The 20947-nt window shown below is 38.3% G+C and carries 17 protein-coding genes; 3 read left to right on the top strand and 14 right to left on the bottom strand.

The window, feature by feature from the left end:
• Window positions 1–145 precede the first annotated feature (145 nt).
• Genes GPDM_RS05600 through GPDM_RS05585 form a run of 4 tightly spaced genes read right to left on the bottom strand, consistent with a single transcriptional unit; the run spans window position 146 to window position 3660 of the window.
• Window positions 146–1357, bottom strand: a complete 1212-nt coding sequence (locus GPDM_RS05600) for a hypothetical protein (RefSeq protein ID WP_008429810.1) — start codon at window positions 1355–1357, stop codon at window positions 146–148.
• The gene (locus GPDM_RS05595) at window positions 1354–2508 is read right to left on the bottom strand and encodes a DUF58 domain-containing protein (RefSeq protein WP_008429809.1); all 1155 of its coding nucleotides are present in this window, start codon (window positions 2506–2508) and stop codon (window positions 1354–1356) included. Before GPDM_RS05595 ends, GPDM_RS05600 begins: the two co-directional genes overlap by 4 nt.
• Complete coding sequence (locus tag GPDM_RS05590) at window positions 2509–3444, bottom strand: AAA family ATPase (protein ID WP_008429808.1); 936 nt, start codon at window positions 3442–3444, stop codon at window positions 2509–2511.
• A gap of 27 nt (window positions 3445–3471) precedes the next feature.
• Window positions 3472–3660 (bottom strand): hypothetical protein, encoded by a 189-nt coding sequence (locus GPDM_RS05585; protein ID WP_008429807.1) that lies wholly within the window; start codon window positions 3658–3660, stop codon window positions 3472–3474.
• A gap of 201 nt (window positions 3661–3861) precedes the next feature.
• On the opposite strand from GPDM_RS05585, the gene GPDM_RS05580 reads away from it, so the two are divergent.
• Together GPDM_RS05580 and GPDM_RS05575 are read left to right on the top strand one after the other, a co-directional pair.
• Window positions 3862–4476 carry a CPBP family intramembrane glutamic endopeptidase gene (locus GPDM_RS05580; RefSeq protein WP_008429806.1) on the top strand — a complete coding sequence of 205 codons (615 nt, stop codon included), beginning with the start codon at window positions 3862–3864 and terminating at the stop codon, window positions 4474–4476.
• Between the two features lie 61 nt (window positions 4477–4537).
• Window positions 4538–5131 (top strand): hypothetical protein, encoded by a 594-nt coding sequence (locus GPDM_RS05575; protein ID WP_008429805.1) that lies wholly within the window; start codon window positions 4538–4540, stop codon window positions 5129–5131.
• A gap of 58 nt (window positions 5132–5189) precedes the next feature.
• Here GPDM_RS05575 and GPDM_RS05570 read toward each other — a convergent pair whose 3' ends face one another.
• From GPDM_RS05570 to GPDM_RS05525, 10 genes are all read right to left on the bottom strand, one after another.
• The gene (locus GPDM_RS05570) at window positions 5190–5633 is read right to left on the bottom strand and encodes a MarR family winged helix-turn-helix transcriptional regulator (RefSeq protein WP_008429804.1); all 444 of its coding nucleotides are present in this window, start codon (window positions 5631–5633) and stop codon (window positions 5190–5192) included.
• A 77-nt stretch (window positions 5634–5710) separates the two neighbouring features.
• Window positions 5711–7060 carry a TrkH family potassium uptake protein gene (locus GPDM_RS05565; RefSeq protein ID WP_008429802.1) on the bottom strand — a complete coding sequence of 450 codons (1350 nt, stop codon included), beginning with the start codon at window positions 7058–7060 and terminating at the stop codon, window positions 5711–5713.
• A gap of 215 nt (window positions 7061–7275) precedes the next feature.
• On the bottom strand, window positions 7276–8406 hold the full coding sequence (locus tag GPDM_RS05560; RefSeq protein WP_192806491.1) for an anti-sigma-I factor RsgI family protein: 1131 nt from the start codon (window positions 8404–8406) through the stop codon (window positions 7276–7278).
• A 167-nt stretch (window positions 8407–8573) separates the two neighbouring features.
• Window positions 8574–9392, bottom strand: coding sequence for an RNA polymerase sigma-I factor (gene sigI / locus GPDM_RS05555; RefSeq protein WP_008429800.1), 819 nt, complete (start codon window positions 9390–9392; stop codon window positions 8574–8576).
• A 141-nt stretch (window positions 9393–9533) separates the two neighbouring features.
• Window positions 9534–10331 (bottom strand): TerC family protein, encoded by a 798-nt coding sequence (locus tag GPDM_RS05550; RefSeq protein WP_008429799.1) that lies wholly within the window; start codon window positions 10329–10331, stop codon window positions 9534–9536.
• Window positions 10332–10552: 221 nt separating this feature from the next.
• On the bottom strand, window positions 10553–11632 hold the full coding sequence (locus GPDM_RS05545) for an SDR family oxidoreductase (protein ID WP_008429798.1): 1080 nt from the start codon (window positions 11630–11632) through the stop codon (window positions 10553–10555).
• A 76-nt stretch (window positions 11633–11708) separates the two neighbouring features.
• Window positions 11709–14768: an efflux RND transporter permease subunit gene (locus GPDM_RS05540; protein WP_008429797.1), complete on the bottom strand. Its 3060-nt coding sequence runs from the start codon at window positions 14766–14768 to the stop codon at window positions 11709–11711.
• Window positions 14769–14946: 178 nt separating this feature from the next.
• On the bottom strand, window positions 14947–16515 hold the full coding sequence (locus GPDM_RS05535; protein ID WP_008429796.1) for a peptide chain release factor 3: 1569 nt from the start codon (window positions 16513–16515) through the stop codon (window positions 14947–14949).
• A 103-nt stretch (window positions 16516–16618) separates the two neighbouring features.
• Window positions 16619–18079: a UDP-N-acetylmuramoyl-L-alanyl-D-glutamate--2,6-diaminopimelate ligase gene (locus GPDM_RS05530; RefSeq protein WP_008429795.1), complete on the bottom strand. Its 1461-nt coding sequence runs from the start codon at window positions 18077–18079 to the stop codon at window positions 16619–16621.
• 18 nt (window positions 18080–18097) lie between these two features.
• Window positions 18098–19153 carry a M42 family metallopeptidase gene (locus GPDM_RS05525; RefSeq protein WP_192806490.1) on the bottom strand — a complete coding sequence of 352 codons (1056 nt, stop codon included), beginning with the start codon at window positions 19151–19153 and terminating at the stop codon, window positions 18098–18100.
• Between the two features lie 197 nt (window positions 19154–19350).
• Here GPDM_RS05525 and GPDM_RS05520 point away from each other — a divergent pair, with 197 nt between their 5' ends.
• Entirely contained in the window at window positions 19351–20919 is a 1569-nt protein-coding gene (locus GPDM_RS05520) for a two-component system sensor histidine kinase NtrB (RefSeq protein ID WP_008429793.1), read from the top strand.
• The last annotated feature ends 28 nt before the right edge of the window (window positions 20920–20947 follow it).

Genomic DNA, 20947 nt, shown 5'->3' with positions numbered 1-20947 from the left:
ATAAAAATGCTAGTAAAGAGACCATAAAACTACGTTGTCCTAAAAAACACAAAAAAAGAAGCCGACCCGTAAACGGACCGACCACAAAAGGGGGAAATGAGAATGTTGCTGTGTTCAAGTATACTATCCCCCTCTTGAAATGACTTTAAACATTTTCTTTTAAATAATCATTTTTTATTTTTTGGATATCTATTATAAATTGTACAATTTGTGATTCTGGCAACTGTTTATCACCATATCGAACTCGGTCGTAGGTGTGGTAAAAAGCATCAGATACGTCCCACTTCATTCGACTTACCCATTCCCGAACAGTTTCATATTCTTCTCTTCCTAACTTTTGCTCTTTAGCTGTTTTTTCAAGTTCACGAAAAACCTCTCTAATTTGATGCAAATCCATTGGATTTTCTAAAGGCTTTGTTGCAACCGAAACAACCGAGTCTGTTGAATGATGATGAGATCTCTTTATGCTATTGCTATTTTCTTGTGTCGGCTCTTGTGACTCTGGCTTGGTTTTTCTCAGCCACAAGACGAGCGCAATCAAACATCCCAAAATGACAAGCCCTAACAATATTTCCACCGGATAATCTGTTGCCATCGCTTCATATACCGGCTGATCATTTTGTGTCATTTTCTCATCTGGACCCAACTTGTCTATCGTTTCTTGCATTTCTTCTTCTGTCGATAAGCCTGACAAAAACTCAGTAATTTGCTCCATCAAAAGAGCAAGCGGCCAAAACAAGAGACGAATGGCTCCGCCAACAGCCCATCCGAGTCCGAGACGCACTTCATCAGCGATAAAAAAAGTAACAATTGCCGCTGCACTAGCCAAGCTAAAAACAATTAACAATGCGCTCGCACCTTGAGAAAATCGTGCACCCTCTGATTTATAACGCATGTATAGATAACACACATGAGATAGTGCATAAAACAGGATAGCTGCGGGAACAATTGTGAATAGTGACTGAGCTGACTGCGCTTCAGGATTTAACAAAAGAATAACCCAGCAAACGCTGAAAACCGCAACAAACTTTATCAAAAAATGATGATCATCACTAAATCCATTATAGAATGTCAAATATCTTCCATGGAGCATATAAACGGTAAGCATACCTAATAACAGTGCTAGCCATAACGGGATTCCTACAAACCACATTACGCCGGTCGCAACAAGGGAAATACCAATTCCCACTAGTAAACGATAAGAATATGTTGAAAACAATAAATAAGCAGCTCCTGAAGCGAACAAAGCAATTGCTATCCACCGCCAAACGACGGGTTGATCAACAAAAACAAGTACTAAGGAAATGATAAAGGCATCCAACACAAAATAACGAAACGATACAAAGCGGGATGTCATGCCAAATCACGTTCCTTTCTACCTGGTAAAACAGTCAACTGAGTTTGCCTGCTCCATTTCTTAATAAAACGAAGAGCATCTTCAGGCTTACCGGTCAATAGGTATGTGGTATAAGGTAATTCTGTATGGAGATCCAAATGCCCTAACATGGTGCTAAAAGCCAGTGTTGCATTATTTTTAGAAATGACCGATAGCAACTCTAATGCTTGTTGACGCTGCTTTTGCCCTTGTCCTGCAGACAAATACAAATATGGCATCTTGCCAGCTGAGCGAATATTAACGGCTACTGCATAAGGAATGCCCGCCTTAAAACAATTCTCAATATACGAAGCCAACTCTTCGATACGGTCTTCTAAATCGTGAATGGTTCCATAATAGTCAGAGACATTCAGTGCAAAAAGCATTGTTTCATTTGCTACTTGTGAAAATATTTTCGTTTGGTAATTTTGCATTCTCACACTAGCTTTCCAGTGAATTTGATTAAACTGATCTGTTGAGACGTAATCACGGGTACCAATGGGTTGAAAAGCATCATCAAACAAAGAGTGCTTTAAATTGAATTCGCCTGGCTTTTGTGGAGACGGGGTATACCCAAAAGGATACTTCTGAAGCTTTGGAAATACGAGTTGCTCATGCAAAATTCTAGGCTGATACTCTAGTGTCACACTGCCTTCTCCAAATGGCTGCGGAATAAGTATTTCCATTTTAGTAATACGAGCTATCCCTCTTTGTTTTCCTTTGACTGGTACACGTAGTTCAATGGTTTCGTTGTGACCAATTGTAAAAGGCAGTTCAAGTTCTATTAAATCTCCAGTACTTATTTGCTGCTCTCTTATTGGTTCTACTGCATGATGAAACCAAATTTTCACTTGCCCACCCCAAATTGGCAAGCCCTCATTTCTAAAAACGAGCTCCCAAGAGGATTCCCCATCATAAAGCACACGTTTGCGCATGCGATTGTTTTGAAAAACTAGTTTTTTGCCTATTTGCTTCAGATAAAACAATTGCATCCCCACAACTATAGCGACAAAAATAATAACCGCCGCCGCAGTAAACTGTAAAAAAACCATAGCCATAAAGAATAAGACAAACAACAAGCCCAATACCCATTTCATGTTTTTTAAGTCATCTTCGTGGCGCATCCACACCATCTAAAATGCCTCTACCGGAGAAGACACTGAATTTACAATTTCATGTAATATCGCTGCTGGTTGTTGTACGAGCATTCCTTCAGCTGTCAGCATTAAACGGTGAATCGCTACAGGTTCAAGTATGAACTTAACATCATCCGGTGTCACAAAATTTCGCCCTTCTATAAATGCTTTTCCTTGTGCTGCATGAACAAGCGCCAATGCTGCACGAGAACTTAAGCCAAGTTCAATTGAGGGATGTTCACGAGTCGCGCGTACAAGTGACAAAATATACGTTTCAATGTCTTCGTGCACAGACACTTGTCCAGCCTCTATATGCCATTGCTGTACATCTTTTATTGAAGCGACGGGTAAAATTTCTTTTTTGTGGGACACGTTATCGCGAAAGTTTCGAATAATGTCCAGCTCTTCTTCATATGCGGGATAACCAATTTCGAGTCGAAATAAAAAACGATCTAATTGTGCCGCAGGAAGTGGAAAAGTACCTTGTTGAGATTCAACAGGATTTTGAGTTGCAATAACGATAAACGGATTTGGTAATTGAAGCGTTTCCCCATCGATGGTCGCTTGTTTTTCTTCCATTGATTCCAAAAGACTTGACTGCGTTCTTGGCGTGGCCCGGTTGATCTCATCAGCTAATAATAAATTGGTTTGCACTGGACCTGCTCGCAATTCAAACTCTTGTGTTTTTGGATTGAAAAAGCGAATGCCCGTCACGTCTGACGGCAAAACATCTGGTGTGAATTGGATACGTTGAAACTGCCCTGCAAATGACCCCGCAAATGCTTTAGCCATCCACGTCTTGCCTGAACCTGGTACACTTTCAAGCAATACATGTCCCCCTTGGATTAAAGCAATTAGCATAAAGTCTATTTCTTTCTCTCTGCCTACCACCAATCGATTTAATTGCGCTTTAACTTGTGATAAATTCTCCACACATTCTCCCCGCTTCCCAATTTCCTCTTATTTTGATGGCTCTATTGTGTATGTATAAACAGTGGTACCGTGATGATATGCTGTGCCACGAAAATGCTTAAAATCCTCACGTGCAATCAAAGTGGTACGAAACTCTAGAAAATCTTCTTTTTTAATTGTGATCGATTCAATAATGCCATTCTTTAAATCTTCTAGTTGCTGGTTGTAATCAGTCATGAATTGTTCTCCTTTTGCCTTAGATTTGATAAGTTCTTCTGTTATAATACTAAACGGATGATAAATGTTGACTAAAAAAGTATACGAAACGACTATAAACAGTTTATGACAACCTGTTCTAGGCAATAGTATACAGCAAGAAAACAACTTAGACACCTTTGTCAATAAAGTCTCCACGGCTTTAAATTTAGGAGGATTTACATGATTAACTTTTTTAAGCAGCATCCTTTGGTTTTAATGCTGCCCCTGGCTTTTTACCTGTACGATTTAGCCTTTGAAAACACGGCAATCTTCTGGTATATGTATACATTTGCGACCTTGATTCTTATGTCTCTCGCTATTATATTCGTTAAAATATTCGATGAACTCGCTACGTGGAAGTCATTGGTTTACGGGATAGTTTTCGGAGCCCTTTTATACGGTCTCTTTATCGCAGGTTACCAACTATTGCTCCTGACTCCACTTAATATAGCCGGTTCGATTGAAAAATTCTTTTCAAGATTTTCACCTGTTTCGATTTGGCATTACTTGTTGCTCATGTTTATCATCGTACCAGGAGAAGAAATTTTTTGGAGAGGCTTGGTACAACAAAAGCTAAAAAAATATGCCTCTACACCTATCGCCATTCTAACTAGTTCCCTTTTATTTGGATTAGCGCTAGCACTGGGTGGATTTTGGTTTGGTGCTTTAGCTGGTATTGTTGTCAGCTTGATTCTAGGATTTCTTTATGAATGGAAAAAAAGCTTACCGGTCATTATCGTTGCTCATTTAGTTATGATTGTGTTGTTGTTTCTAATTATGCCTTTATCTATATAAAGTGAAACATTCCTCCTGCTCAGACGTCTACTAGACAAACCAGCTAGGGAGGAATTTTTTTATGAAGAAGAACTTATTTTTATTGTCATCCACTATGATGGTTAGCTTGTTGCTTACAGCTTGTTTATCACGTGATGAAGAAGCAGTCAATGAGCCAGTTGAGTCTACTGAACAAGCGCCTACAGAAGAGACTTCAACTCCTGCTGAAGATGGATCGACTGAAGCCACTGAACCATCAGGAACACTGACACAAAGCGATGCACAAAATTACGAACTCTATGTTCAAGATGGCTACGAACTTGCTGCAGAAGAACCCAATAAAGATGCGCTATATGTAGTAGATAATACAGCGGTATTTATGCGAGTGGAAACATTTCCGCTAGATGAAGCCGACTTTGATTTTGTAGCAGATACAATGAAACAAACTTTGGCCGCTGTAAACCCAGATCAAGAGCCTGTTGAAGTTACTGATTTTAATCATGATGCTGCTACGCAATCTATAGTATATAATGTGCCTAGTTCAGAAGGCATTGTTACAGGCGTTGTCTATGAACTAGAGAACCTTATTGTCCGCTTAACTATTTTTGATAATAGCACTGTGAATGCTACTGAAGACTTTCTTGCAATGGGTAAAACCATTCAAGCTATTCAGTAAACACATTAACTAAAGATAAAAGTAAAAACCCTTCTGGAGATCCAGAAGGGTTTTTTGATCAGTATGATAAATCCTTAATCGACAAACCGAGCTTTTTCATTAATTCGATAGCTTGGTCTTTTTCTTCACTTGATAACGCTTCAGTCAATTCATGTAATTTTTTTTCATGTTCCGGAAAAATTTCCGCCATAAATTCTTTGCCTGACTCCGATATTTCAGCATAAGTGATTCGACGATCACTTGGGCTGTTTACGCGAGTAATATATCCTCTTTTTTCAAGCTTATCTATCACATACGTAATAGATCCGCTTGCTAACAGAATTTTCCCGCCAATTTTCTGGAGTGGTTGTTTCCCTTTATGGTACAACAACTCTAAAACAGCAAATTCAGTTGGGTTTACTCCACTTGCTTGAAAAAATTGATTAGTTTGTTCAGTGATGGCTTTATGTGCGCGTGATAGCACGATAAATAATTTTAACGATTGTTTAATATCTTCGTCCATTCGGCTCACTCTTTCTACGGCTTAAATTGTATTACACTAATTATAGTCTTTTTTTATAATAATGACAGCTTTTAACGTTATCCAATGATTACGCGTTCTTTTGGAAAATGGAATTTAGTTGGGTCTGTTTTGCCACCAATCGTGAATAGGAACGAGATTAATCCTACACGTCCTACAAACATCAATGCCATTATGATGACCTTCCCAATATCCGATAAGTCACTTGTAATTCCTAAAGACATCCCACATGTTCCGAAAGCAGAAGTGATTTCAAATATAATTTCGACAATTGTGGCTGCAGGCTCCGTGATAAGCAATGCCAATGTAGCTGCAAAGACGATGAAAAAGGCTAAAAAGATAACCGCAAACGAGCGAAAAACATCAATTAACTCAATTTCACGATTAAATATTTGAATTGTATTTTTCCCTCGCGCAAAATTGATCAGAAATAAAATCGCAATTGCAAAAGTTGTAGTTCGGATTCCCCCACCTGCTGAACTTGGAGAAGCACCAACAAACATTAATGCGCTCATAAAAGCATTTGTGGCATCACTAAACTGCGTAATATCGACTGTCACTAAGCCACCGGAACGCGAAGAAACCGAATGGAAAAGTGAAGCGAATAGCGACTCATGCCAAGCCATTCCTTTAAACGCTTTTACCGATTCTAATAGAAAGATACCGATAGCCCCAACCGCTAGTAAAATCGCAAAAATGCTTGTCGTGATTTTTGTAAACAAAGAAAAACGGAAGTATTTTTGTTTATTGGAGATAAATTCTTTTACTTCGATTAAAACAGGAAATCCAATAGCCCCTAAAATGATAAGAATCATATTTATAATCTGAACAAAATAATCATTAAAATATGGCACTAATGATTCACCCGTAATATCAAAGCCTCCATTAGTCGTAGCTGTTATTGAACCAAAGACACCATGAAGCAATGCTTCTTGAAACGTGGGGAAATACTGAGTAAAGTAAATGGTTAGAACCAATGCCCCAACCGCTTCTATCAACAACATAATTTTCACAATTTCTCGTATTAGTTTGACGACACCTGACATGCTCGACTGGTTATGATCAACCATGATTAACTGACGCTCCCGCAATCCGATACGCTTACCAAAGAGAAGCCAGATAAATGTACCAATCGACATTATTCCAATGCCACCTAGCTGCAAAATAGTCATTAGCACGAGGATACCAAAAACCGTATACGTATCAACAACATTAATAACGGTTAATCCTGTAACACTTACTGCACTTACTGCAGTAAACAAACTGTCGATTAAAGGAATGGTCATCCCTGGTTTATGGACGTTTGGTAACCTTAGTAACAAGAAGGAAAAAGCAATTGCCACAAAATAATACGAAACAATTGCCTGTGCAGGTGTTAAATTTCGCACTTTTTGAAATGATTTATTCATAAGACATGGATTCCCTTCAACGTTATACTCTCTCCTCATTCTATGAAAAGAATTGACAAAAAGAAAGAGAAATCGAAAATCTATTTATCATAGATTTTCGTTTTCTCTTTTTTATGCTTTATTAGAGACTTTTTATTGATAGATCTTAGCGTAAAATCCGCACTTTTTTTACTCTTTCGGTATTATCGAAACATTGTCGTTTACGCTATTTGTACCTACTTTTCTTCGCTTTTACTTTTTTGATTTTTTTCATCCTTTTTATCTTTAGTGTGCTTTTCTTCTTTGTTAGTTGATGGAATTTCTACAACAGAGTCATTTTTCAGCTTTTCTTTTTTTTCACCTTTGCTGTTTTTCTCTGTCTTAATCTCTATCTTTTTCTCTGTCTTAATCTCTATCTTTTTCTCTGTCTTAATCTCTATCTTTTTCTCTGTCTTTTTCTCTGTCTTTTTCTCTGTCTTTTTCTCTGTCTTTTTCTCTGTCTGCTTTTCTTTTTCCTCTATCTTTTCTTCTTGTTTCTCAGTTTCTTTTTCTTGTTTCTCTACTTTTATTTCTTCTTTCTTAAGGAGCTTGTCTTTTGGTTTCTCCTTTGTTGGTTCTACTTTTTTCTGTGGTGTTACTGACGGTGTATTTTCTGAATTGGTTGAGGACTCTTTTTTGTCATTCTTCTGTTTTGGTGTTTTTTGTTGCTGTTTTTCTTTTGGTAATTTATCCTCTTTCTTCTCTTTGGGAAGATTGGATGTTTCTTTAAGTTTTTGGGTCTTTTCTTTTGTTTTTTTCACGCTGTTCTTTTCTTTTGTAGTATTTTGTTCTTTCACTTGCAGTGCAGGAACTGGCAACTTTTCTTGCTCTAATAATTGTTCTTTAGGTTTCACCTGATTTTTTACTGTCACCGCTTTTTCAATCATTTGGCCAACAGGCACTTGCTCTTTTTTCGCATCCCGCCATTGTTCTTTTGTAGCTTGTTTCATTTGAATGGCCACTTGATCATTTTCAACTTCTAGAGAAAGCGCCAATATAACTTCTTTAATGGATGGGTCAACTATACTCTCTTCTTCTCCAACTGCGGTTATTGTGACATCTCTCGTTTGGTCCGTTACTGCCAACTCAAGCACGCGTTCTAAAACAGTAAGTAAGGAGTCATTCTTAAAGTCGCCTAACTGATGAATCAATTCATGACCATCGCTATTTAGTTCGCGCACCGATACCACTTTATAATCCTCGTCTATCCCAAGCTCAATCCCTGGATTAATTTGCACTTGAACATAGCCGTATGCTTCTTCAGTAGGGAATATTAATGCAGACATAAACAAAACAATTGCAGCAATAGCAGCTGTTACAGGAGCCATTGTTGGCAACATGCGAATAGCTGGCTTTTTTTCAACTGGATAAAACAGAGCTTCTTCTCCTTTTAAAGGATTTCCTACAGGAGCCCCTTTTACAAATTGACCATTCTTCATTAAAAATATAGAGCGATCTTTTTTTGATTTTATGCAAATTCCGGACTGTTTGCGCATCAGTTTAACCGCCCTTTCAAATAGTCTTTCAAGAAATACAAATCACTCATCTGCAATAAAGCCATTGCAATTATATACTTTCGATTGCGTTCAATTGTTTTACGAGACACCTTTACGAGCTTTTCAATATCTTTAATCGGCAATTTTTTCTTGTCGAGTAAATATTGTTTATACTCATCTGTTTCCGCTACTAACTGGGCGATTTGAATCGCAGTAATCCTTGCATCTACATGAGCAGGAGAAACTTTGACTAATATTTGGAACGACAAATCAAATTCCTGCAACATCTCTTCAAAACGCGTTATTTCTTCGCTTCTTTTTTGGTTTTCCTGTTCGCTACTATAAGCCATTTTTGCGGCATGGTCTGCGATGCCATTATGCTCTTCTGTTTCAGATGCCGGCATAAAATCATGGCTAAATTCATCGCGTCTGCTTTCTTTTCGAATAAAATCGATAATTCGTCTACGAATAACCATGTGAGCAAATGTTAAAAAAGATGCATTGTTCTGTTGGTCAAATTTATGGATAGCTTCATTAAATGCAGATAAGGCAACACTATATTCATCGTCATGATCATCGATAAATCGTTTGCATACTTGTGATGCTGTTTTTTTCATAAAAGGTGAGTAATGAAAAAGTAAATCGTGCAGCGCTTGCTCATCACCAGCTTGTACCTGTAACACCATTGTTTCAGCATCAGGTTTTTCAATTCGTCCAAATTTCCAGCCTAATGAAGCTAAAAGCACACCATTCACCCCTTTTTTAAAGTCACCACCTATTAGATTGTAACTTTGCACGGCAACATTTAAAAGAGGCATGTTTTTCTTTACCTACCATTATTCGCTTTTAATATAGTTCTTTTGTCCGTATCAGCTTATTTTATTTTTTCCCATAGAAAAAGGTGCATTGAATTGGATTCAATGCACCTTTTGTTCGATTCTACTTTTTCAAGTAGATCCTTATTTTGCCTCGTGTTCTTTCGCTTGTTCTTTGTTTTGCTTTACTCCTAAAATTCCACCTACAACAATAATTCCAAGCAATACAGACCAGAAGACCAGTGTCCACGGCGTAGAGTGCGGGAAGTCATGAGGCAAGATGCCAACATTTTCGTGAGATAAAGTCATAACCAATAACTTCACCCCGACCCATCCAACAATCACAAATGCTGCGGTTTCAAGTTGCGGGTATTTTTCAAGCAATTGTACAAATTTATGTGCTGCAAATCGCATGATGATAACACCGATTAAACCACCAGCTAACATAACCATAAACTGACCTGAGTTAATCCCACCGATATCATTCATACCAAACACATCTAAATGCGGCAATGTAACTGCTAAAGCTACAGCTGCTAACATTGAGTCGATCGCAAAAGCAATATCTGCTAATTCAACTTTCAAAACAGTCATCCAGAAGCCAGAACCTTTTTTCTTCGGCTTTTCGTCCATGCCTTCTAAACTTTCATCTGTGTCGCCTTTACGTTGATCATATATACTTTTAATCGAAATAAACAAGAGATATGCTGCACCAAGCGCTTGAATCTGCCAAATGTTAACGAGTAGCGTAATCATAAACAACGCTGCAAAACGGAAAACAAAAGCTCCTACTAATCCGTAAAATAACGCTTTTTTCTGTTGTGCTTTTGGTAAATGTTTAACCATTACCGCCATTACTACTGCATTATCTGCAGCCAGTAACCCTTCAAGTCCTACTAAAACGAGTAAGACCCAAGCATATTCCAATAATACTGCTTCCATTCTGCTTTCTCCTCCTGTTTTTTGCCAACAAAAAAGACCCTTGCCTAAATAAAGGCAAAGGTCTCGCTAAGCAAATTTCGTTTGCTATCACAACCGATGGCTACTAACCATGTATTGACGACTGTGAAATAGGTTTCCCTATAGCTACTCCCCCTTGACTGAAAGTCAAAGTGTATTGAGTTGTAATGTTAGTATAGCATCTTTTCAATTCATGTCATAGTTTAACGTATGGGGATTTGAAAGTTTTTGTCATTTTTATGTACATTGTAAAACTCCACCATCGCAGGCATTGTCTCTAAAAAATCGGCACACTGAATATTGCTGTTTTCTAGAAGGCGCTCTGCATTTTCTGTATCGAAATCTGCCGTCCACGTCAAATAATCCAAGGTTTCGATTTCCACACCCAATGCTTTTCTGATCGCACCAACTGATAAAGAAATTTGCGCTAAACGATGAGGCAGACGTCCTTTTGGCTGTTTCCCGGTCATTAACTGAACCATATTTCGATACACCTCTTCTATAGGGTGAGGATTGGGATCTGTTAAATGCACAGTTTGGCCAACTGCTGCATCTAATTTACTGAGGTACATCGCAGCCTCTAAAATATAATCAATCGGCACTACATTAATATAAGATGTCGACCGTCCAACAAACGGAATAAACGGCAAAATTTTAACCCGATCAATTAAATTCAGGAAAAAATAAGGTCCGTCAAATTTGATGGTTTTACCTGTAACTGAATGTCCCCGAACTATGCCTGGCCGGATAATGGTGATTGGCAGTGACTTTTTTAGTTCATCTACAAGCAGTTCTGCTTCAAACTTGGTTTCTTCATAGAAGTTTTTGAAAGCAACTGGTCGCTCTAATTCATTTTCGTAAATAATGCCTTCTCTATTACCTGCTACATAGGCCGTACTAAAATAAACATACCGCTTTACATTTTGTAAGTTTGAAACAAAATCATTAACGTGACGGGTTCCTTCCACATTTACTTTCCATGCGAGATCTCTTGGAACCGCCAAATCATAAATGGCTGCTAAATGCCAAATGGTCACTGTTTTTTCTTTAAGATATTCTTGGTCTGTGGTACTTATGGCTAATCCTGCCTGAGTAATATCGCCTTCGATCAACTTAATCGCACGACAATTGGTTTCTTTTTCGATCCGTCTAGCTTCTTTTTCTGCTTTTTCACGTTCGGATGGCAAAATAATGGCGGAAATCATTTCGTGTTGATGAGCATGTTTGAATATTAGCTGACTGGCAATAAACCCAGGAAATCCGGTAAACACGATTTCTTCCATAACTTCATCCCCTTTTTATTCATCATACTAAATTTTCTGGCAATATACAGCAAAAGAAAAAAGTAAACCCGAAGGCTTACTTTTTATTCATTCTTCTTGTTTGCCGATCCAATAAACTATAAACAATTGGAACCACATAAAGTGACAACAAAGTTGCACTAATCAGTCCACCAATTACTGTAATTCCCATTGGCTGATTGATTTCAGTGCCTTCTCCAATACCGATCGCTAAAGGCAATAATCCAAGGATGGTTGTTAAAGCTGTCATTAAAATTGGACGGCGGCGATCATGAACCGAAGTGACAATAGCATCATAAGAACCCATGCCATCTTCTTTCCGCTGATTAATGTAATCCACCAAGACAATCCCATTGTTTACAACTATACCGACTAGAACGAGCAACCCAATCACAGCGGTAATGCTGACTGGAGTTTGAGTAATAAATAACGCAATTGCTACACCAATCGCCATTAACGGGACAGTGAACATAATAACAAGTGGGTATTTAAAAGATTCAAATTGTGCAGCCATGGCAATATACACAAGCACAATTGCTAGTAAGACTGCCAAAGACATGTCATTAATGGAGTTATCGAGTAGTTCACGGTCTCCACCAAATGAAACTAATGTATTGTCATCTAAATTTAACGCCTCGAGTTCTGCATCTACTTGGTCAGACATATCACCAAGCGTAATACTCGATTGATGCTGCAAAGTAAACGATACACTATCTGCTTGATCTACTCGTTGAATACTAACAGGCCCTTGCGCGACTTCAATATCCGCCAATTCCTGAAGCTCAACAAATTCCCCCGCAGGTGTTCGAAGAGATAAAGTACGAAGCTTTTCAAGGCTGTTTCGTTCTCCTTCTTCATAAGCTACGTAGACACTGAGAACTTCATCATCTTCCGTCAATACTTGACTTGCTAAAACGCCTCGTGTGATGTTGTTAACTGCTTGAGCTATCTGAACCGGTGGTAAACCATATTCAGTTGCTGCTTCGCGATTAATTGTCATTTGAATTTCATCGATGGTTTCTTGACGGTCATTTGTAAGTTCTGTTACTTCTGGAAGTTTTATTAAAGCTTCTTCAATGTCAGCAACTGCTTTGTCTAGCCGTGAACGATTTGTATCCGTCACGGTAAATGACAAATTGTTTGGCGATGAACCTGCAGCTGTTTGCAAGTTAAAGCTAACTAATGCGCGATCTCCAACAGTTTCCCGAATTCGCGGCTGGACATCATCTACAAAGTCGAAAATGGAACGATCACGATCTGCCAAGCTTACTAATTTGACATATATTTCAGCAACGTTCGCTTGTGCAGAGCCTTGTGCTTGGCCTTGTTGCGTTGAACCTATCAAACTTACGTATACATCCACATCTTCTTCTTGTTTTAGTTCATCTTCTATCAAGTCGACTACTTCGTTAGTTGCTGTTCTAGAAGAACCATTTTCAAGTTCAACCGAAACGCTAACAAATCCTTCATCTGTAGCTGGTATAAACTCTGTTCCTACTTGCATTACACCAAAAGCGCCAACGATTAATAATACGAACGCTGTAAATAAAACTACAATGCGATTTCGTAGCGCCCAAATAACAGAGCCTTCAAAAGCTTTGACGCTTCTTGACGTGTCTTTTTGAACTTTTGGCTTACTCCCCGGTTTACCGAGCATTCTCGAAGCCATCATTGGAATAACAGTTAAGGCAACGGCTAAAGAAGCAAATAGACTAAACGATATCGTTAAGGCAAATTCAAAGAAAATCTCTCCGATTAACCCTGATATGAAAATAACCGGGATAAAAACAGCTACGGTCGTAAGCGTAGATGCGATAATCGCACCTGAAACTTCTTTTGCACCTTCCGATGCTGCTTTTTTAGCATTTTTGCCCATTGCTAAATGCCGCTCAATATTTTCAATAACGACGATAGCATTATCTACAAGCATACCGATTCCTAATGCTAATGCACCTAAGGTTAAAATATTTAAAGCAAAATCTGCAAAAAACATAAGAACAAACGTCACAATAACTGAATACGGAATCGCAACACCAATAATGATTGGACTTTTAATACCTCGTAAGAAATAGAAAAGAACAAGCATCGCAAAGATGCCACCCAAAACTAAAGTCTGGCCAATATTGCCAATGGCTAATTTGACATAATCACCTTGGTCAAATAAAATATCTGCTTTTACGCCTTCAAAACGATCTTCACTCAAAAGTTCATCAAGTCGCTTCTGAAAAGCATCTGAAACATCTGCTGTATTTGCTTGAGACTCTTGCAGAGCTGACAACAATACAGCAGGTTCTTCGTTCGTTCTTGTTTCACTACTACTTTGACGTTCACTAATTTCCACATTCGCAACATCATCAATTGTTATGTTGTCGCCTTCTAATGGATCAATCGTTAAAACTAAATTCCGGATTTCTTCTACACTTGTTAACGTACTGATGATACGTGTTGTTAAGTTACGACCATCTTCTGTTTCAATGGGTTCTCCTGGAAGGGAAATGTTGTTTGCCTGGATAAGTTGCACAACATCTGATTGTTGCAAGCCACGTTCTTCAAGTGCAGCTTGATCTAATTCAATTTGAATTTCTTCTATTAAAGAACCTGAAATGTTTACACTTGCAACTCCTTCTGTTTGACGGAGTTCTGTTTCCAATTCGTCTGCAATTACGCGGACGTCTGCATCTGGATTACTCGAACGCAAAGACAATTGCAAAATCGGGAATTGGGCTGGATCAAACTTTAAAAAGCGCGGATCATTTGAATCATCAGGTATCGGCGTTTGATCGATTCTTTGCGCAATATCTGGCTGAACATCATCGATATCTGTAGACCAGTCAAATTCCAAAAGGATAAAATTCGATCCTTCTTGGCTATTCGATTGAATCGATTTTATGCCTGGTAACGTTGCTAAATTCGCCTCTAATGGCTTAGTAATTTTTTCACTTACTTCTGTAGGACTAGCCCCTGGATAATTCGTTACCACTACACCTATTGGTGGATTTAGTTCTGGAATTAACGTAATCGGAATTCGTGTAAACGATACGATCCCTAGAATAATAACCAAAAACATGATGACGATGGTAAAGACAGGCCGTTTTATGGAAAAATCACTTATTTTCATTTTTTTCAAACCCTCTCTTTACTGTGTTCTTTAATCATAAGAAAAATTTCCTACAACCGCAAATTTAATAGAGCGTGTTCACTCTTCTGACACTTTTGGAAAAAAGAAAAAAACTGCAGACAGTTCGAATAAATCGAAGTTGTCTGCAGTTTAAATCTGCTTAAACAGGTATTCACTTCTATAAAAGACTATACAAACGAATGTCTGGATTCTTATCTTGGAACCAGCGTGTTGCAAACTCGTTCTCGAATAAGAATACATAGTTATCGAAACGATCGCGAACAAGCATTGAACGCCCGCTTGACATTGATTCTTTTACATCTTCTTCATTTTCAATCCAACGAGCGATTTTGTTGCCTACTGGCTCCATACGCACATCTACATTATATTCGTTTTTCATCCGGTGCTCGAATACTTCAAACTGAAGTTGACCGACTGCGCCAAGAATCACTTCTTCTAAATGCAATGTTTTGTAGTATTGAATGGCCCCTTCTTGTACCAATTGAAGAATCCCTTTATGAAAATGTTTTTGTTTCATGACGTTTTTGGCCGTTACTTTTACAAATAGTTCTGGCGTAAACTGTGGTAGACTCTCAAATTGGAATTTCTTCCCGCTTGTGATTGTATCTCCAATTTGATAATTCCCTACATCATGCAAACCGATGATGTCGCCCGCTACTGCTTCACTGACCATTTCACGATCATCCGCTAAAAACTGCGTAGTTTGGGACAATTTAATATTTTTCCCTGTACGCGCTAACGTTACGTTCATCCCACGCTCAAATTTACCCGATACGATACGAACAAAAGCGATACGATCGCGGTGAGCGGGATTCATATTGGCTTGAATTTTAAAGATAAATCCTGAAAATGGCATTTCCGTTGGATCAATGATTTCTTCCTCTTGCGTAATACGCGGTTGCGGTGGTGGCGCAAATTGCAAATACGTTTCAAGGAATGTTTCCACACCAAAATTAGCTAATGCACTACCGAAGAAAACAGGCGTCAATTCACCTTTTTTAACACGGTCAAATGAAAACTCATTCCCTGCTTCGTCCAACAAATCAATATCATCCATTGCTTGCGTGTAATAAGATGTTTTTTTCATTTCATGGTCTTCGATCAAGCGACCGTTTTCATCTAGGTCGAGGAAACGTTCCCCTTCTGAACGGAAAGGTTCAACACGTTTGTTAAAACGGTCATAAATTCCGAGAAATTCTTTCCCCATACCGATTGGCCAGTTCATAGCATATGATTGAATGCCAAGAACTTCTTCAAGTTCTTCCATTAATTCTAATGGTTCTTTCCCTTGACGGTCCATTTTGTTGATGAACGTAAAAATGGGTATACCGCGCATTTTACACACTTTAAATAGTTTAACAGTTTGTGCTTCAATCCCTTTAGCGACATCAATGATCATTACAGCGCTATCTACTGCCATTAAAGTACGGTACGTATCTTCACTGAAATCTTGGTGTCCAGGTGTATCTAAGATGTTGACACGATGACCATCATAGTCAAATTGCATAACGGAAGAAGTTACAGAAATTCCGCGTTGTTTTTCAATTTCCATCCAATCGGAAGTAGCGAACTTGCCACTTTTTTTCCCTTTTACTGTTCCGGCATCACGAATAGCTCCACCAAATAACAATAATTTTTCAGTTAACGTCGTTTTACCAGCATCCGGGTGGGAGATGATGGCGAAGGTTCTTCTATTTTGAATTTCATTCTTTAATTGGTCTGACATGTTTATACGCTCCTTTAATCTACTCTCTTCATATTAGAGAAGGGGACTGAAAAAAACAAGGATTTTAACAGCTACAGAAAAAAGAAGCCATTAAAGGCTCCTTTTACTGAAACTTTTTCAATGCTTGTTGTATCGCAATTTCTTTATCACTGTGTGGATATTTCGTATTCCCAATAATTTGGTAGTCTTCATGCCCTTTTCCAGCAAGAATGATGATGTCGCCAGCTTCTGCTTGCTCAACGGCATGCTCGACAGCTTTTGCACGATCACCAATACACGCGAAATTACTATGCGTCATCCCCACTTCTAAATCACCTAAAATACTGTCATACGCTTCATCACGCGGGTCATCTGTTGTTAAAACAACGTAATCAGCAATCGATGCTTTAGCAGCCATGATTGGACGTTTCGTTTTATCACGGTTGCCACCTGTTCCCACTAAGAAAATGATGCGGCTCTTTTTAAAATCTTGAACGGCATCAATTGCTTTTTCGATGGCATCAGGCGTATGAGCATAATCGATAAAAATCGATATAGGCGCTTCGACTTCAACTTTTTGCATACGTCCTTCTACCGGCGCAATTTTCGCAAGCGCCTTCAAGATTTCGTCAATTGTATATCCTTCTGCATACAAAGCTGCAATCGATGCCAATGCATTTGATACATTGAATTCACCCAAGAGCTTCATCGTTACAGGAAATTCACCTTCAACGCATGTCAACGTGAAGCTTGTACCCGTATGCATCAATTGAATGTTTTTTGCCTGAAACTGGGCATCGTTTTGAATGCCGTAAGTGTATACCGGATGAGGTGTCATTTTCGCGAGTTCTTTAGACCAAGGATCATCAGCGTTTAAGATTGCTTGCTTTTGATTGGCAAGATCTTGTCCAAGCTGTGAAAATAATAACGCTTTAGCATGTCCATACTCTTCCATCGTTCCATGGAAATCCAAATGATCGTGCGTCAAATTAGTGAATATAGCGGTATCAAATTCTACACCAGCTAGACGTCCTAAAACTAACCCGTGCGATGAAACTTCCATTGTCATATGCGAACAATCTTCATCTCGTGCACGTGCAATCATTTGTTGAGTTGTTAACACATCGTTTGTTGTATTTGCTGATGGATGCAATTGTCCATTTAAATTAAAACCAATTGTTCCCGTCAATGCTGACTTTTCGCCCAACTCCATTAACATTGAATGCAAAATACCTGCTACACTCGTCTTGCCATTTGTGCCAGTAACTCCAATCATATGCAAAAGCTTAGATGGATAATCGTAAAATTTAGCCGCTAAAAGTCCGAGTGTTCGCGAAGTACTTTCAACTTCTACTACCGTCGCATTGTCAATCGTCATTGGTTTTTCAGTAATAATTAGTGTTGCTCCTTGATTTGCTGCTTGTTGCGCAAAATCATGGCCGTCTACTGTATAGCCCTTGATACAAATAAAAGCTGAATTTGCTTTTATATCACGAGAGTCAATTGTTAAATGCTCAATATGTTCTGGCAATGGTCCTTTAACTTGTTTATAAGGAATTGACGCTAATAATTCTTTGCTGTTCATGAAATCCTCTCCTAACTCTTATGAAACCAATGGAGACAATACATATGCATGAAGCAATGCTGCCGCCGCTTTTAAGGAATCGATATGCGTACGTTCATACGAATGGGAAGCTTCAATTCCAGGACCAAACAAGGCGTGCTTAATATCATGCCCTGCACTAATCGCAGCTGATGCATCCGAACCGTAATATGGATAAATGTCTACTTTGTAGTCAATGGAATTCGTTTGCGCTAAAGCAATCAAGTGACGAGTCAAACCGTAATGATAAGGACCGCTGGAATCTTTTGCACAAATGGAAACTGTATATTCGTCTGATTCTTGTCCGTCTCCAATAGCGCCCATGTCAACGGCAATGTATTCCTGGGTTTCGAGTGGGATACTTGCGTTTCCACCGTAGCCAATTTCTTCATTATTGGAAATATAAAAATGAGTTGTATATGGCAATTGCTCTTTAGTTTCACTCAAATGTTTAACTAATTGAAGAACTAAAGCCGTGCTTGCTTTATCATCTAAATGACGGGATTTAATATATCCAGACGAAGTTGCTTCAAATCTTGGCTGAAACGAAACAAAATCTCCTACTTCGATTCCTAAATTACGTACGTCATCTTTAGAAAAAGCTTTCTCATCTAACCGTACTTCCATATTATCTGCACTGCGCTCCGCCGTACCTGCATCTTTATAAACGTGAACAGTCGTTTGATGCAACAAAATCGTTCCTGAAACTGTTGAGCCGTCCGCTTTATGTATTAGGCAATTTTCACCTTCAATAGCATTAAATTTAAAGCCGCCTACTAAAGACAATTTTAAACGACCGCTTGGTTTAATTTCTTTTACCATTGCACCAAGTGTATCGACATGCGCCGTTAATAGACGATGTTGCTCTTGGTTTTCTCCAGGGATCGTCGCAATTACAGCCCCTTTGTGAGTTGTTTTATATTCAACATTCCACTGTGTCAATAATGCACTGATTTTTGACATCACGTCCATTGTATATCCTGATGGGCTTGGAACTTCCACTAACTCTTTTAATAAATCGACCGTTTCGTTTTGATTCCATTGATAAGTCAACATTATCACTCCTCGATCTTATAATCATATCAAAATCATAGATGTTCGCACAGTCCTGACTTATAGTATTATAGTATAAGTTGAACTCAAAATTATATTTCTATGTGTTTTCGAACTAAACTTTTAATAAAAAACAGGCATTTACAACGAAACAAAACTTACTCGTTTAAATTCTATTGTTAAAAATACCGAGGTGTCTAATGGAAAGCAAGCTTATCAATCGTAAAAGAAGTCAATTATTTATCCATATATATGGAGCACTTAGCATTTTCCACTTTCTACTCAATCAAATCACAGATATAAACACAGCAGTCATTTCTCCATTTTTTGGAATTTCCACCTACTTGTTATTACAGCTGTTTATCACAAAAATGAATGAGCGTGCGTTGCAATACGCCATGCTTTTTGCTATGAATTTTTACATATTTATTTTGAATTTCGAATCTTCGGCTCCGATTACACTTATTTATTTTGTCGTCCCTATTATTATATGCGCATTGTATAACGAAACGAAACCGATTCTATATCTTGGACTCCTAACAGCTATTGAATTTGTACTTTTTCTTACTGTATATGATCGCTTTGTGCCAGGAGCTCCACTTTCTTATAATCAATTATCTATTGTCGTTTTCACATTAAGCATTTTTTTCCTCACTTTGCTTCACAGTCTCTACTTTAGTCGCTACTGGAAACAATTAGAGGCGAAAAATGCCTCAATGGAAAAAGCGTTATTGTCAAAAGAAGGTTATTTGCAGTTGTTTTTTGAAACTGCGAAAGATGCAATTGCCGTCTTCGATTCAGAAGAGAAAATTATCGCGGTTAATCCCGCTTTCGAAGAACTATATGGTTGGACTTCAGAAGAATGTATTGGGCAAAGCTTGCCCATCTATTCAGCTGAAAATACATTAGCAGTTAAAATGCGCACACAACAAGTTCAACAAGGAAAAAGCTATTCCTTATTAGAAACCGAAGATGTTCGAAAAGATGGCAGTCGTTTTCACGCACAAATTACATTATCTCCGATTTTCGATGATGCTGAAAAAGTAGTTGCGACTTCCATGATTTCACGTGACATTAGCTACCAAAAAGAATCCGAAAAACTAATGGTACAAACTGAAAAATTAAAGCTTGCCGGAGAAATCGCAGCTGGAGTCGCTCATGAAATTAGAAATCCGATGACCGTTATTTCTGGGTTTATCCAAATGATGCATCATGATCCGAAACACCGTTTTCCAGAGTATACCGAATTGATCCAATCAGAGTTAGACCGTATCAACTTAATCATCAGTGAATTTTTGGTCTTAGCTAAACCGCAAGCTGCAACATTAAAAGTCTTTAGTGTCCAAAAAGCATTGGATGACATTCTTCTATTATTTAGTTCAGAATTGAATATGAATGGTGTTACATTGGTTAAAGACTGGGAAAAAGATTTTCAACTTAACGGAGAAGAACATCACTTAAAACAAGTTTTCATTAACTTATTAAAAAATGCAGTCGAGTCGATGCAGGAGCCAGGAGAGGTTCGTGTTTCTTTAAAAGCTGAAGAAAATGACATGTTTTCTATCTCTTTTGAAGATACAGGTAAAGGCATTTCTGAAAAAGACTTAAATGAGATTTTCGAACCTTTTTTCACTACAAAAGCGAGCGGTACCGGATTAGGATTAATTGTTTCTCAAAAAATCATTCAAGAGCATAAAGGAAAACTCTCTATATCCAGCGCTAGAGGAATTGGCACTGTTGCTAAAATCCTTTTACAGCACACTAGTTAACCAAGAGAAAGAGAGCAGCCGCGTTGCT

Source organism: Planococcus donghaensis MPA1U2, assembly GCF_000189395.1.
GTDB lineage: Bacteria > Bacillota > Bacilli > Bacillales_A > Planococcaceae > Planococcus > Planococcus donghaensis_B.
This window is presented reverse-complemented; position numbering and strand designations above follow the sequence as displayed.

Bases quoted from the DNA above. Each gene is read 5' to 3' on its own strand.
- GPDM_RS05570 (WP_008429804.1), bottom strand. From the start codon at position 5,633: ATGGACGAAGATATTAAACAATCGTTAAAATTATTTATCGTGCTATCA.
- GPDM_RS05545 (WP_008429798.1), bottom strand. From the start codon at position 11,632: ATGGAAGAAATCGTGTTTACCGGATTTCCTGGGTTTATTGCCAGTCAG.
- GPDM_RS05575 (WP_008429805.1), top strand. From the start codon at position 4,538: ATGAAGAAGAACTTATTTTTATTGTCATCCACTATGATGGTTAGCTTG.
- GPDM_RS05525 (WP_192806490.1), bottom strand. From the start codon at position 19,153: ATGTTGACTTATCAATGGAATCAAAACGAAACGGTCGATTTATTAAAA.
- GPDM_RS05560 (WP_192806491.1), bottom strand. From the start codon at position 8,406: ATGGCTCCTGTAACAGCTGCTATTGCTGCAATTGTTTTGTTTATGTCT.
- GPDM_RS05565 (WP_008429802.1), bottom strand. From the start codon at position 7,060: ATGAATAAATCATTTCAAAAAGTGCGAAATTTAACACCTGCACAGGCA.
- GPDM_RS05530 (WP_008429795.1), bottom strand. From the start codon at position 18,079: ATGAACAGCAAAGAATTATTAGCGTCAATTCCTTATAAACAAGTTAAA.
- GPDM_RS05585 (WP_008429807.1), bottom strand. From the start codon at position 3,660: ATGACTGATTACAACCAGCAACTAGAAGATTTAAAGAATGGCATTATT.
- GPDM_RS05535 (WP_008429796.1), bottom strand. From the start codon at position 16,515: ATGTCAGACCAATTAAAGAATGAAATTCAAAATAGAAGAACCTTCGCC.
- GPDM_RS05595 (WP_008429809.1), bottom strand. From the start codon at position 2,508: ATGGTGTGGATGCGCCACGAAGATGACTTAAAAAACATGAAATGGGTA.
- GPDM_RS05540 (WP_008429797.1), bottom strand. From the start codon at position 14,768: ATGAAAATAAGTGATTTTTCCATAAAACGGCCTGTCTTTACCATCGTC.
- sigI (WP_008429800.1), bottom strand. From the start codon at position 9,392: ATGCCTCTTTTAAATGTTGCCGTGCAAAGTTACAATCTAATAGGTGGT.
- GPDM_RS05600 (WP_008429810.1), bottom strand. From the start codon at position 1,357: ATGACATCCCGCTTTGTATCGTTTCGTTATTTTGTGTTGGATGCCTTT.
- GPDM_RS05520 (WP_008429793.1), top strand. From the start codon at position 19,351: ATGGAAAGCAAGCTTATCAATCGTAAAAGAAGTCAATTATTTATCCAT.
- GPDM_RS05550 (WP_008429799.1), bottom strand. From the start codon at position 10,331: ATGGAAGCAGTATTATTGGAATATGCTTGGGTCTTACTCGTTTTAGTA.
- GPDM_RS05580 (WP_008429806.1), top strand. From the start codon at position 3,862: ATGATTAACTTTTTTAAGCAGCATCCTTTGGTTTTAATGCTGCCCCTG.